General features: G+C 46.5%; 11 protein-coding genes and 7 pseudogenes. 5 read left to right on the forward strand and 13 right to left on the reverse strand.

Translation table 11 applies throughout. From position 1 onward, the window contains the following. Nucleotides 1-110 precede the first annotated feature (110 nt). Nucleotides 111-387 (forward strand): annotated as a pseudogene (locus ACQUTI_RS24200) (IS3 family transposase); the annotation flags it as partial. Between the two features lie 137 nt (nt 388-524). On the opposite strand, the gene ACQUTI_RS24205 reads toward ACQUTI_RS24200, so the two are convergent. The 12 genes and pseudogenes from ACQUTI_RS24205 to ACQUTI_RS24260 all read right to left on the reverse strand — a co-directional run. Then, entirely contained in the window at nt 525-1061 is a 537-nt protein-coding gene (locus ACQUTI_RS24205) for a hypothetical protein (RefSeq protein ID WP_032414401.1), read from the reverse strand. Between the two features lie 261 nt (nt 1062-1322). Beyond that, nucleotides 1323-2422, reverse strand: a protein-coding gene (locus tag ACQUTI_RS24210) for an IS3 family transposase (RefSeq protein ID WP_104895297.1) whose coding sequence is annotated in 2 segments (ribosomal slippage) — nt 1323-2170 and nt 2170-2422 — 1101 coding nt in all. Because the reading frame shifts where the segments join, the coding sequence is not laid out codon by codon here. A gap of 48 nt (nt 2423-2470) precedes the next feature. Continuing rightward, nucleotides 2471-2710, reverse strand: a pseudogene (locus tag ACQUTI_RS24215) (acetamidase/formamidase family protein); the annotation flags it as partial. Nucleotides 2711-3148: 438 nt separating this feature from the next. Next, nucleotides 3149-3520: pseudogene (locus tag ACQUTI_RS24220) on the reverse strand (PLP-dependent aminotransferase family protein); the annotation flags it as partial. Nucleotides 3521-3682: 162 nt separating this feature from the next. After that, the gene (locus ACQUTI_RS24225; RefSeq protein ID WP_428923385.1) at nt 3683-4033 is read right to left on the reverse strand and encodes a putative holin; all 351 of its coding nucleotides are present in this window, start codon (nt 4031-4033) and stop codon (nt 3683-3685) included. A 129-nt stretch (nt 4034-4162) separates the two neighbouring features. Beyond that, on the reverse strand, nt 4163-4414 hold the full coding sequence (locus tag ACQUTI_RS24230) for a hypothetical protein (protein WP_225545483.1): 252 nt from the start codon (nt 4412-4414) through the stop codon (nt 4163-4165). Nucleotides 4415-4565: 151 nt separating this feature from the next. Continuing rightward, nucleotides 4566-4848, reverse strand: a pseudogene (locus tag ACQUTI_RS24235) (IS3 family transposase); the annotation flags it as partial. A gap of 211 nt (nt 4849-5059) precedes the next feature. Then, a complete protein-coding gene (locus ACQUTI_RS24240; protein ID WP_230354602.1) occupies nt 5060-5563 on the reverse strand; it encodes a TraI domain-containing protein in 504 nt (167 codons plus the stop codon). 329 nt (nt 5564-5892) lie between these two features. Then, nucleotides 5893-6300 (reverse strand): hypothetical protein, encoded by a 408-nt coding sequence (locus tag ACQUTI_RS24245; RefSeq protein ID WP_428923386.1) that lies wholly within the window; start codon nt 6298-6300, stop codon nt 5893-5895. A 144-nt stretch (nt 6301-6444) separates the two neighbouring features. Further along, the gene (locus ACQUTI_RS24250) at nt 6445-6681 is read right to left on the reverse strand and encodes a hypothetical protein (RefSeq protein WP_428923387.1); all 237 of its coding nucleotides are present in this window, start codon (nt 6679-6681) and stop codon (nt 6445-6447) included. 121 nt (nt 6682-6802) lie between these two features. Beyond that, a complete protein-coding gene (gene mobI, locus ACQUTI_RS24255; RefSeq protein ID WP_428923397.1) occupies nt 6803-7177 on the reverse strand; it encodes a conjugative transfer protein MobI(A/C) in 375 nt (124 codons plus the stop codon). Between the two features lie 2124 nt (nt 7178-9301). Further along, nucleotides 9302-9661, reverse strand: a pseudogene (locus ACQUTI_RS24260) (winged helix DNA-binding protein); the annotation flags it as partial. Between the two features lie 197 nt (nt 9662-9858). Between ACQUTI_RS24260 and ACQUTI_RS24265 the strand changes: the two are divergent. The 4 genes and pseudogenes from ACQUTI_RS24265 to ACQUTI_RS24280 all read left to right on the forward strand — a co-directional run. Next, a pseudogene (locus ACQUTI_RS24265) lies at nt 9859-10401 on the forward strand (DUF969 domain-containing protein); the annotation flags it as partial. 2 nt (nt 10402-10403) lie between these two features. Continuing rightward, nucleotides 10404-11080 (forward strand): annotated as a pseudogene (locus ACQUTI_RS24270) (DUF4113 domain-containing protein); the annotation flags it as partial. A gap of 100 nt (nt 11081-11180) precedes the next feature. Next, nucleotides 11181-11624 (forward strand): type II RES/Xre toxin-antitoxin system antitoxin, encoded by a 444-nt coding sequence (gene parS, locus ACQUTI_RS24275; RefSeq protein ID WP_032413443.1) that lies wholly within the window; start codon nt 11181-11183, stop codon nt 11622-11624. Next, complete coding sequence (locus ACQUTI_RS24280; protein ID WP_080861602.1) at nt 11621-12091, forward strand: RES family NAD+ phosphorylase; 471 nt, start codon at nt 11621-11623, stop codon at nt 12089-12091. Before parS ends, ACQUTI_RS24280 begins: the two co-directional genes overlap by 4 nt. Before the next feature lie 180 nt (nt 12092-12271). Here ACQUTI_RS24280 and ACQUTI_RS24285 read toward each other — a convergent pair whose 3' ends face one another. Then, on the reverse strand, nt 12272-12460 hold the full coding sequence (locus ACQUTI_RS24285) for a hypothetical protein (protein ID WP_225545487.1): 189 nt from the start codon (nt 12458-12460) through the stop codon (nt 12272-12274). Nucleotides 12461-12990 lie beyond the last annotated feature (530 nt).

The following is a 12990-nucleotide window of genomic DNA, read 5'->3' on the forward strand; positions in this document are numbered from 1 at the left end:
GCCAGGACAAACAGATATGTTGACACTGACATTAATGAAAACGAGAAACGGCTACCTTCCAGATTCGATCGGCAGGAATGATCTTTAACATGTTCCGTCTGTGGTTGTGTAAGGGCAGCCAGTACGGCAGTGACGACTGGCACCGCTTCTGCGGGCCAATAACCTGGCACCGAGCTTGAGCCGGCGTGGCAACTGCCAGGATAATGCGGTGGCCGAATTGTTCTTCAGTTCACTGAAAAAAGAACGCATTAGTAAGAGAACATACCAAACCGGGATCTGGCCCGGGCGGATGTCTTCGATTACATTGAAGTGTTCTACAATCGGACCCGGCGCCACAGTCATCCCGGCGGCGTCAGTCCGGAGGCCTTCGAACAGGCCTCGTCGTGAGGACAGAATTTGTCTACAGGCATGGGGTCAGTCCATAGTTACATCTAATGTATCCTATGAACCGAGCGTATTTTCCCCATTAAGGGAAGTATCTTTTTTTGAAATTCCCGTAAAACGGGAATGATAAGATAGAAAAGTTACTTTTGTAGTTGAGCATTTGCATTAAGACGCATGCACGTTAGAACTGCGTCAGATGGGACCCCTGGATTTCGGGCCAGTATGACGGACAAGAGGAAAAGACCTAAGCGAAGGCAAGCGGCAGGATCAATACTAATTTTATGTATAAAATTAATGTCTCTCTCGTCTTTGTTGATAGCTACAACTCCCCCCTCCATCATTGCTGTGGATTTACCATCAAAAGTAACTTTTACGTTTTTGTAGACTTGCTTATTATGGTGCTTTGTTTTTTTATCTTTCAGAACAGCCTCATGAGTAAGGCGAAGAAACGCCATACACAAGGTGATCACTTCATCATCACTCAGCTTTGTTGAAAAGGCCTTTTGACCAGTCCAGTCAAAACTTCCCGGCTTCGATACTAAAGGCCCCGCAAGGATAAGATTCACACTGCCATTTGTCTCAGAAAAATTGAGCTCAAGAGCTGTCTTACCGGAATTAAATACCTTTTCATTTCGGTAAGGTTGATGCTGTGGTACATCGTTATTTATATTTTCCACCAAATATGTCCTTCACCTTCGTTGATTAAATTCTTCACCAGACCAATTTAGGTATACCCTCTAGGTTGCTTCATCGCAAAAATATAAGCACTGGTCTCCAGCATTAGATAGTCTCCCGAGGGAGCACTAGGAGGAACCTCTGTAGAGCTAAGGCTTTTAGTGTGCTCCTTTTTAACTTTGACCCTGGCCCAAATTCAGTGCAGTGCTAAATCAGAGAGCTTCGTCTTTCTGAGCCTAGCCCAAATTCAGTGCAGTGCTAAATCAGAGATCCTCGTCTTTCCGGAGACTTCGGATGAATTCAGCCGGAGTCATGTCATTTAATGATGAATGCGTTCTCTCATGATTATATTCCCTGCGCCAGTTGTCGAGTTTGTCCTGCGCATCTTCCAGCGAGAGAAACCAGTGAATGTTCAGGCATTCATCCCGCAGACTGCCGTTAAATGATTCAATAAACGGGTTATCCGTTGGTTTTCCGGGGCGGGAGAAGTCCATTGTGACACCGTGCTCATACGCCCATTTATCCAGACTTTTCGAGATAAACTCGCTGCCGTTATCTGTCTGAATACGTACCGGCAGGCGCTTGCCCAGCACCCGCAACCTTTCCATCACACCGACCACATCCTCACCTTTCAGCGACTTTCCGGCATGGATCGCCACACACTCCCGACTAAAATTATCCACTACAGTCAGCGCCCGGAAACGTCGTCCGTTAAACAGGTTATCCGACACGAAATCCATACTCCAGCACTGATCGACACCGGTCAGGACCGGACGTTGCTGACGATGTGCTGCACTGACATGCCTGCGGGGGCGCTTTCTGCGCAGGTTGAGGCCTTCCAGACAGTAAATCCGGTGTGTTTTCTTGTGGTTAACAGGCCAGCCTTCCCGCCGCAGCTGAATATGAATACGCGGGCAACCGTAGCGGATCCGGGTTTCCGCTATTTCCCGGATACGCAGGGTTATCGCCCGATCATCCCGCCGGCTCTGCCAGTGGTAAACGGTTCTGCTCTGCATCAGCAGTCCGCATCCCCGCCGGACACTGATACGGTAAGCCTCCCGCAGAAAATGCACCGCCTGACGCTTCTGAGCCGGCCTCAGAACTTTTTTTTGATAACTTCCTGCAGCATCTCCTTGTCCAGACTTAAATCAGCCACCAGACGTTTCAGACGCTGATTCTCTTCCTCAAGCTGGCGCAGGCGGCGCAGCTCTGTCACGCCCATGCCGCCAAACTTTTTCTTCCAGTTGTAAAATGTGGCTTCAGAAATGCCCATCTTTCTGCAGACTTCCTCCACCCGAGTGCCGGTTTCGGCCTGTTTCAGCGCAAATGCTATCTGTTCTTCGGTATAGCGGGTCTTTTTCATGGCGATGTGCCTCTCTGTGAGATGGAAGAAAGACCGGAGACTTCAGTTTAGCCTGGCACTGTTTTCAGGGAGGAGATCACCCGGATCGGCACCTACAATGTAGACCGGCCCGGAGGCCGGGTTAATACGCTGCCAGTCTAACTCGTTGAACACGGTCTCGGCAGAGGTGATTTGGTCGGAAAAGCAGTCGCAGGTTTCGAATAACACTTCACTTCCACTGTTGACGGTGGCGACAGGAACGTTATCGCGCGACATGGCGTAAACCATCCGATCTTTGGGTATTTTCATTAGATTCATCCCGGTAATATTGTTGTGTCTTTTTTAGTGTTTCCCGTAGGGGAAAGGATGAATGTATCGGGAATGTTGCAGAAAGGCAATTATGAGTAACCTAAGAGTGTTTGCGCTGATTATTATTTAAAATAAAAATTTTATAGTTAGTTGTATTTAATATGATCAAGCGCTGAACCCTATATTTTTGGTTTGTTATCTTATTCGCCATGGTTCATTCCTTATTTTTACTTACCATTTTTTATTTTACAGCATATTATTTCTATTATAATTAAATTGGAGGCCCGCTAGATACATCCATAGTAATTATCAATAACGCTTACTATTCTCGCCAGCACTGCGACTGAGCAGAGAAGAAGATAGCAACCTTTTACCTAGCAACGAGCTGGGGTAGGGTAATAAACCCATTACTCCGGTGAATACAGCTTCAGCGGAAAATCACTCCATCGCGACCATCACCCCTTCCCCCAGCTTCACCATCAACTCTTTATGCTTCTCGATTGGCGGCAGGGCGCAGTTGCTCGATACTCCCCGGATGCCGAAAACAGCGATCCTGACGCGACCAAGATCTTCAGCCGGCACAACTGCTTCGCGACGCAAACCATATCCACCTGCTCCGGTAGCTCGAACCATAACATAAAGCAGCCTTTCGGGCGGCTAACACAGATGCCGCAGGGGAAAAACTCCTGCAGCCAGCAGGTGTAGATCTCCATATTACGCTGATAGATCTGCAGCATCCGCCGTACCTGGCAGTGGTAATGGCCTTCGCAAAAAATTAAAGACCGCCTGCTGGGTTGAAGGGATGGTACTGGGGCATTAAACCCCCAGACAGCGCGTACATTGCGGGTCAGCTCGCGCTGGTATTGCTGGGCCTCAACCTGAATGCTGGCAGCGAAGAACGGGTGACAACCACTCAGCAGGCTAAGCAGGATGAGAGACTGCGCGAGTCGGATCATCGTTAGAGCCCCATCGTCACGCCGAAGCAGATCGCCGCGACAATCGGTGCACATCGCAGCAGAACGGCGGAAAAATCAGCTCATAGCCCGTTGCAACGGGGTATTCAGGCTCATTGCGGCTCACTGGCACCGGCTTGCCGAGGTTCTCTTTCCAATCTTCTATCAGATAGCTCCCCGGGCTGGCGTAAGGAAACAGTGCTCGATCAGGGTGGTAGCCGAGAATGGCACCGATGGAAACCAGAGACAGCTTGTATAGCGTGATGCCGAGCTGTTCGGGCGAAATGGAAGCGATAGCGGCCAGCAGCGCAACGGCAAGGATGATCCTGTTGCGCAGCCGCTGGTGACGGACCTCGTGAAGTAACAACATGAGGTGACTCCTGAAGATGAATGTGCCCGTGGGCTGAATAGATCAGGAGATAGTGTGTGTCAGAATGGGGTGCAGAGTAATTTGCTCCCGGGCAGAAAAAAGCCCGACAGATATCGGGCTTCCTGAAGGTTAATTCTGTTGTTGAAGTGTATTACCTATTTTCTTCAGTTGATCGCTGTGAACGTTAATAAAAAGAGCCATCTTACGCTGGAACCAGCCGATGTTAACAATTTCTGAATTGGGATAGTTCATAGCTCGACGCTTCTCGTTATAACACAACGCATCCAGAACACGGAGAACTGGAGGTTCATCCATTCCGATGGTTAGGCGCTTATCTGTGATCTCAGCAATGTTTTCCTCCGCGGGTTCGGTTTTCATCATCGACTTCTCGATCTCTACAAATTGACGTGCCAGATCGAAGTGAAATCGAGTCCTCAGGGGAGCCCCAACACCAGATTAATAGCTGATAGACTAGCCACTAACCCAAGGGCAACAAGTGGACTGACCCCATGCCTGTAGACAAATTCTGTCCTCACGACGAGGCCTGTTCGAAGGCCTCCGGACTGACGCCGCCGGGGTGACTGTGGCACCGGGCCCGGTTGTAGAACGCTTCAATGTAATCGAAGACATCCGCCCGGGCCAGATCCGGGTTTGGTATGTTCTCTTACTAATGCGTTCTTTTTCAGCGAACTGAAGAACGATTCGGCCACCGCATTATCCTGGCAGTTGCCACGCTTGTTCATGCTCGGTGCCAGGTTATTAGTCCGGCAAAAGCGCAGCCAGTCGTCACTGCCGTACTGGCTGCCCTGAGATGTAAACAGAGCCAACAATAATCATAATATGTACCTGAGGCTGTGAGTTTCTATCATGGCGTACTGACGATGAGTTGAAACCATTGATATTAAGAGTATTGATATTGTCTTTCAGAATCGCGATGGCTCGGGCATTAGTATCTGATGCCCGAATAGCGAATTGTTTATCATACCGATAGCTGGTATCGGCGCCGGTGGAATGCCAGTCGGCCGTTCACATGCATCGAGAAATAAAATCATCACTGGTTGTACAATTACCTAATGCCGACAGCATTTTATCGTACAACCGTTCCTTGATTACGTCGCTCAAATAATTAAGGCACGTATCGTTTAAGCAGCGTTCAAGGAATACAGGTGCCCGCACGGAATGCTCGTTAGCCTGCCTTTTAAGCCATATAACTTCATAGGAAAAAATACGGTTTGACTTTGCCCTGCCCATCAGACTGGATGAGAGTGGACTCCATGTGATTTTAACGTCCGGGGTGGAGGAAATAACGTCGACATCAAATATCTTGCCTGCGTCATGTAAAAGCCAACAAATAAAGGCTGCATAAAGATAATGACCTTTTCGGATCAGTTCTTCATCCTGTAGACCAATGGGGAGTAATTCAGTGCTGTACGCAAATTTTAAAGCGAGGAAAGCCGTCTCTAAACTGTTCGTTAGTAGTTCCCCTGTACCGGCATGGTGATGGTTTTCAGACGCAGGTAAAAGATGTATCCAGCATGTATATTACATCAATGGCTTAATGACCAGATTAGTGAAGGTATAGGCCTTCTCACTCAGGTCTGAATTTGGCAGACCGATATATCTATTGATTTACTGTAACCGGTTTGCATGTACGGATAAAATCGCGCACTCTGAAAATAACGTTATACACGCAGGATTACTTGGATAATCACGGTATATTTGCACATCCTTGATAGGCGTGTGCGGGATATCGTACTCATCATCTGTATCAAAGATAATGTCGTGGTCATACACTCCAAAGAGGGAGTCCCTGATTTTAAAAAAAAAGCCTAGATATAATACTCATATCAACCTGTGAGTTATTGTGCCGAAACAGGAGTAGCAGAAGATTGTGTTTTGTCAGATGGCTTACCAGAGCCTGTCACTTCCTCTGGTTTTAATATCTGCTCACTGCCAGTATCAGCTGAAATGTCAATGTAACCGAACTGAGCAAGGGCCTTCGTTTCGAGACTGGCAATAAAAAGTTCCACCGATTTAAACCGCTTAATGCTCTGGATGAATGGTAATATGTCGTATTTTCCATTCACACGATTTTCAGCGTTCAGTATTTTAGTAATCTTGTCCATCGCAACCTGCAGTGAGCTCAGGAGTTGCAGGATAATTCGGTCATGAACCTGTTGTGATATCTGACCGCATAACCACAACTGGTGTGCCTGACGAGTCAGAACGTTGGCGGTCTGGATAATATCCAGCAATTTATAGAACAATGGGTGGTTCCAGCGAATTTCAAATATACCATAGTCAAACCCTTCGTATGATGAATCATCCAGAAGTAGTCCAGCGACATTTTTGTCAATCTGCTCATTGAGGGTATTTACATTACCCGACAGTTCATCGTAAACACCGGAGAGTCATTTCTGAACTTTAGTACTTATCGCTTGGTCACCTTCTACCAGGCGGAAAATATTATAAATTGCATTGGAGATGGCATTAAACTGGCGCAGGCAGGCTCTGTTTTTTTCATGAAAGTGTGTATAGAACTCACTTAAAAGTGGCTTTAATTTTGAAATAGCCCTCCATAAAAGAGGGTTATTTCCAGCGTTTCGTTGATTACGCGGTTCAGTTTTTGGGGATGCGTTGCCAGCCATTATATTAACCTCTTCAGTTTTTCCAGTCTTTTGATGTCGGCCAGTTTTTGTTGATGGTATTCCGCGAGTAGTTCACGGATTGGTTTAATTTTTTTTCTGTTTCCTGGATCATCTCCAGTTCCTAGTCCAGGGTATTTTTAAAACAACTAACGCTGTAACCTACGAGTACAGGTTTAACAACCACACCATGATGTTTAATTTTGTTTTTGAACCTGGGCGAAAAATCTTTCCATACAATTGTCAGCTTTTGCGATGATCCAACCTTTCTCAGCACAGGAGCAAAACGACTGGATATAAATATTCCCCCGTTTGCATACGTGGTCTGGGATATCAGTTGATTCCGCGCCTTCCAGGCCTTCCAGTATTCATCCAGAATTTTTGATGCCTCTGATTTCAGTAGCTCGATATAGCGAACCGAGTTCTCGATAACGATTTCCTGATGTGCCGTAATTATCGGGTTAATATCAACTCCTCCAGCAACAGAGACTACAGGAATCCAGAAAGAGTTCTCTAAACTAACAGGGGTGTTTGCATTTTTTTTAAATTTTTTTTGTGCTCATGCCGCTGGCAAAAAAATAACTTTCTTGTGAGCTCGTCCAACAACCTCTGCTTGTGGCCCGCACGGTGTGCGTTCCATCCCCGGAAAACCACTCCACGCAACCGTGGAGATGGGAAAAGTAACTTTTTTGCGAACCAGTAATAGGTACCCTTATACATAAGTAACTATTTGCAAAAAAAGTACTAATGAAAGTGTAGGCGTCCAGTCCTGCCATTAGTACCTTTCACAGGAAAAAGTACTAATGAAAATTTATCCTCATTAGTAATTTTTTGATGAAAAGGTACTAATGAAACCGAGCAAAACTGTGCAGTTTCTATAAAAAGTGCCTAATGTTATAAGTGTCAGTACAAGGTAAAAGGACAGGGCTTTTTTATAATTTAGTATCTAATAATATTAGTGCTTGTTTTTTTCTGTAGTATCTCTGAGATGGTTTTGATATAATAACAGACCTTTAGTAACCGTATGTAGCGCGATTTAAAAGTACTCTGGAGAGCGTATGGACGTACAACCCAACGTACAGACTGACACGGTCATTAAGGCGTTTCTCCGCTCGGAGTTGCAGTTGATACGGAGTCAGAAAAAACTAGTCAGTATGTTGCCTCGTGATCTCGCGTCGGACTACCGCTATATACCGGGGAACCTGCTGGAGCGGTTTTTCCATCCTGCCACTGATGCGCGTCTAAATAGAATTGCCCTGTCAGAAGCCTGGCCAGGCCAGGTAGCCTGCTAGTTCCCGTGTCAACGGGAAGCCTGTTTTATGGGATGAGTTAATAAAATTAATCCTGGATGACTCTCAGTTACTGAAGTTTGAAACGTACGGCAGACCTTTTGACAGTACCGAAATGAAAACAAATGAGCCATGCGAATTATTGAGCGGGAAGCGGTCTGTTTATAAACCCGTCGATATTGAGTTATTCAGGAAAAACATCGTCTCTATACAGATGAATTTCCTGGTCAATCTATGGAGTCTGGCCAGATTTAAACCAGCTTATGTTAGGGCTTATTTGGCCCTGTCTAATGACGCTTTCAGATGCTCCTCGATACAGAAATGTCCGCCTTTGTGGAGGTGACAAATGTGGTTCTCTTTCCCCGGTTTATAACCTATGATACCGGGCGACGTGATCACAAAGTATATGCATGAGGTTACGAGATTATGGCTGATGTTCTGGAAGGTTTCATCCCCATGGGAAATATGAAAAACTTACGGTTCGAATTTTCTCTTAAAGATTCATGTGAGAAGATTAAATTATTTGGCGATGTCTGGATGTTATATGAGTTAACAGACTTCATATCCTTGATGTTGTAATTTGATTAAGGTTAACTCAGGATGGAAAATAACAGTGTCCGAGCATGCTTCGTTAAAGTTAAGTTTTCTGAAAACATGAAGTGAAGTGGTTTTTCCTGCCGGTCGACAGAACAGGACCAGATATACGTTAAGGAGAATGCGGGTAATGGGCTTAAAAAAAGAGCGAAGTAAGCTAGTTAAATAGTCTGATAAGTGCAATAAAGTTAGTGGAATTTGATGCCAATAATAGTTCTGCATGGTCGTAAAGTTGTCGATAGTTTGGAGTGGATAAAAGGGATAAATACAAAAAAATGTAGGTAAATGGCTCGGTGAAAAATACGCCATGTTGCTCTAAAGTGTCGTTGTGAACAATGCTATTCACATTTTCGGATATGACACGTAAAACCCTACAGGGTCAATAAGAGAAATGTATTTTAATATAATTGTTGATTTTTAATAAATGCGGGTATACACTGGAATACTACTCACCCAAAGTCAATAGGGCTGTTGAAATTCTCGGCGGGATACCGGAAGCTGACTGTAAAGACTATTTCCTGCCATGTAAAAAGCCCTTCATACATGCACCGGACAGGTATTGTTCCTGCCCAACATGCAGTGCAAAAAAATGACAAGTTGCTATTATGCGTTATTCTCAGTCCTTTGTTCCCTTCGAATAAAAATAATTAATAATACATGGAAAATCAGCTTTACACACCGCAAGTATCATCTGCCATATCACTTTTGTATCGACGGGAATAACGAAGCCGTCAGATGAGAAGTTCTTTGTCCACCTTTTCACTCGTCACGTAGCCCGCTTTAACCAACTTTTTCAGGGCGTAGGTCACCACGTGGGTATCTTCTACGTTGAGAACGAAACAGATGTCGGCCAGCTTTTTCTTGCGATCGCGGTGGTTCACATGATGTAGCAGGGAGACGTCAAAGGCGCCCATGTCAGGTTCACCCGCTGCGGTCATGCAGCGCACCATCCATTTGTTGAATGCGTTGCTGGCCATAATTAGCGCATATTCCAGCTCCGACAGCTCCGCGCAGCGATCCGACACCAGATGGCGGGAGGAAACGATCCGGCCGTCGTTGATATCGTCGTGATGGGGGTTAGCACTCTTTTCTGAAGTCATAACGATCCTTAGCAATGAATGTAAAATTATCAATAAAATAAGAATATTTTATTGATAATTTGTATGCATGTTGTTGAGGTAAAGATGTAGCTTTTTATCGCAGGTTTACCAAACCTGACGAAAAACACAACATCGCTCGCCGCAAATTAAAAAATAGCCGCCGGCGCGCAACGCTCACTTTCGATAGGGTAAACGTTATGTACGGTACTACACTGTTGCCGCTGATCGGGATACCGATCGTGGTTATTGGTTTTGCATTGCGCTTCAACCCGCTGGTGGTGGTCGTGGTAACGGGGATGGCGACGGGTTTGCTGGTCGGTATGGATTTCGGCATGCTGCTGGAAACCTTCGGTGAGAAGTTCGTGAAGAGCCATTCGCTGGCCACCTTCATTCTGATCCTACCTGACATTGGTCTGCTGGAGTATTACGGGCTTAAGGAGCGCGCCCAGGCCTGGGTGGCGAAGATCGCTAGTGCCACTTCGGCGCGTATTCTGATGCTTTATTTTGTTGCGCGTGAAGCCACGGCCGCGCTGGGGCTGATGTCGTTGGGCGGCCATGTCCAGACGGTGCGTCCGCTGCTGGCCCTGATGGCCGAAGGAGCGGCGCTGAACGAGTACGGCGAAGTCCCACAGCATATTCGCGACAAAATCAAAGCCCATGCCGCCACGTGTGACAACATCGCAGTTTTCTTCGGAGAAGATATCTTTATTGCTTTTGGCGCAGTGCTGCTAATTGACGCGTAATGGGCATAACCACTGCGCTAGAGCTGGCTAGGGCAAATCCTGTATTCATAAGATGAAACTTCACCGTAGTTCTTGAACGAACAGTGAGGGAACTACGGGGGAAAGTTGTATCGACCTGGAGGATGCCCCACCACAAAAACAATAGATAATATGCAGCAGAAGTTTTGGGCAGCGTATAACAACGTATGAATCCATGCGGCAGGCAATGTGCCAGTATGCTTAACGTGCTGCGGAAAACTTGCGCCAGGAACGTCAGTTCTGCGGCCAGGTATCAGCTTTCATAAAAACCTCGCCTTTTTCAAAACATGAACCCTATTACAGCAAAGTTTCCAGCGAACAGCTTTGCATTCCGTCACGTGATACGTGGGACATTATCGTGGCGGTGGGCCGGGTTCTGGATAAAATCTGGAAAGACGGACATAACTATGCAAAGGCGGGTGTCATGCTCAATGATTTCCGTCACTGCGGAGTTACTCAGCTACCGTTATTTGATGAAGGGAGGTCGTATGCAAACAGTGACGCGCTCATGAACGTACTGGATACGATAAACAACTCAGGCAAAGGCAAAGTATGGTTTGCCGGTCGGGGCATCGCACCGGCGTGGTCAATGAAGAGATATATGCTCTCTCCAGCCTACACAACGAGGTGGGACTCGATACCGATCGCTACACTCTGAGGTATCGCAATCAGGAAAAATGCCTTCCGTCTGCTGGTGGTTGATATTTGCTCTAGTGTTACCATTTGGGTATAATGTAAGAACCAAATGGAGGTTGGCTATGAAAACATTTAGTTTGTCCTCAACTCCAGCCAGACCACAGCGCCTCTGGCAGGTTGCCGGGTTAAATAATGCTGATGGCGTAGCGCTTCTGGGCCAAATCAATGAAGGTCTGGACGGGAAGGTGGCGAATCGGATAACTGACTGGGCCAGAATAACCCAGAATGACCTGAGAAAAATGTCCGGTATCCCGTCAACCACATTTAGCCGCAGTGTGAAGGCTCGTTTTAACCCGGAACAAAGTGAACGTCTGGTACGTATTATCCGCGTCATTGATCGGGCGGTAGATTTGTTTGAAGGCGACAGGGAAGCCGCACAGAAGTGGTTGAACGAACCTAACCGGGCATTGAGCTGGAAAGTGCCAGCAGACCTGATGGCATCCGAAACGGGAGCCTATGAGGTCATTAAGCTGATTACGCGTCTGGAGCATGGGGTGTACTCGTGATCCTCTACAGGCTGACGAAAACAAAGTATCTTTCTACGGCCTGGACCGGATATGGTGCGAAAGAGGCTGGTGGGCGCTGGAATAGCGTGGGGGTGTCAATGGCATATGTCTCCGAAACGGCATCACTAACGATGCTGGAGACGCTGGTACACCTGCATGCGGCACAGATAATGGACTCTTTCACGCTACTGAGTATCGATGTGCCTGATGAATTGATCCAAAGCGCAAATATGGATGAATTACCGGCCAACTGGGCTGATGAGGATGCGCCTCAGGAACTGGCTGATTACGGAGATGCCTGGTCATTTACCAGGAGCTCGGTTGCACTGCGTGTTCCCTCAGCCTTATCGCCGGTAGAGTGCAATTATCTGTTAAATCCTGAGCACTCTGATTTTTACGGGATCGAGCAGATGGCTCAACAGGTACCGTTCCGGTTTGATAGTCGTCTTAAACCTGACAGGAAGTGAAGCAAAGGAGGAGAGGGCGCTGTCATGATGCCTGGCGCTCCTGCCCGGTGCCACATAATAAAAGCCGCCAGCGGCGGGCAAAGACTACACACAGCTATTACAGGATGATTCAGGCAGTTTCTTCATAAACGTTGTAATCCAGCTTTGCTCCAATGTAATTATGCAGGCTACTGGCTTTATTCATCGTGCAGCTGAACGCAGTCGAACGATCGCCTGCACTCCCGTTATGCCCATAACCGGCAATTCATACGGTTTCTCATAACTGCATTCTTCCAGCACAATAAAGGCTCCCGGCTCACTGGTCAGCAATTCGAAACCAAGATCTGAGGACTTTGTATTCCTTAATTGGTAATATGCAGTGAGTGTCATAATTGATTCCTTAAAACAATACCGATGCAAAGATATTTTTACAGGCATAGTTGAGCCTGTAAAATTGCTAATAGTTCAGAACGCTTGTAAGTAATAATAACCTATTCTAGTGGAGCGTCAATTTGCTAAATAACTTTACCTTCATTAAATTTTCAAAGAAATACAATCAGGAATAGCTACTTTAAAAATCTCTTTCGAACATGACGCTACTGATATCTGATATTGCCTGGAGAATTTTGTCATAGGCGTACACCTCTATTTTGGCGTAAATCTTCAAACAGGTAGCTGAGTTGTTTCGTTAACATCAGACATGGGCGCAGCTGACGAACAAGGGGGTTGTCCTGGCACTGCATTGCGTCTGCACAGAACCGTTACATTGGGCGGCGCAGAAGTGGTAACCGGAGCCTGCTGACAGAGGGAAAATTCATGACTGAACTCCAGAAAATGCCGGGGTGTATGGCATATACACGGCGAAAATGATCTTAAAAATTATCTGCTTACCATCTTATTGCCCCTGGGAGGATGGGAGT

The sequence above is a fragment of the Klebsiella sp. 7-CIP_Kleb. genome (assembly GCF_050378655.1).
Taxonomy (GTDB): Bacteria; Pseudomonadota; Gammaproteobacteria; order Enterobacterales; family Enterobacteriaceae; genus Klebsiella; species Klebsiella quasipneumoniae.

Bases quoted from the DNA above. Each gene is read 5' to 3' on its own strand.
- ACQUTI_RS24250 (WP_428923387.1), bottom strand. From the start codon at position 6,681: ATGGCTGGCAACGCATCCCCAAAAACTGAACCGCGTAATCAACGAAAC.
- ACQUTI_RS24230 (WP_225545483.1), bottom strand. From the start codon at position 4,414: ATGATGAAAACCGAACCCGCGGAGGAAAACATTGCTGAGATCACAGAT.
- parS (WP_032413443.1), top strand. From the start codon at position 11,181: ATGAAAACATTTAGTTTGTCCTCAACTCCAGCCAGACCACAGCGCCTC.
- ACQUTI_RS24225 (WP_428923385.1), bottom strand. From the start codon at position 4,033: ATGTTGTTACTTCACGAGGTCCGTCACCAGCGGCTGCGCAACAGGATC.
- ACQUTI_RS24285 (WP_225545487.1), bottom strand. From the start codon at position 12,460: ATGACACTCACTGCATATTACCAATTAAGGAATACAAAGTCCTCAGAT.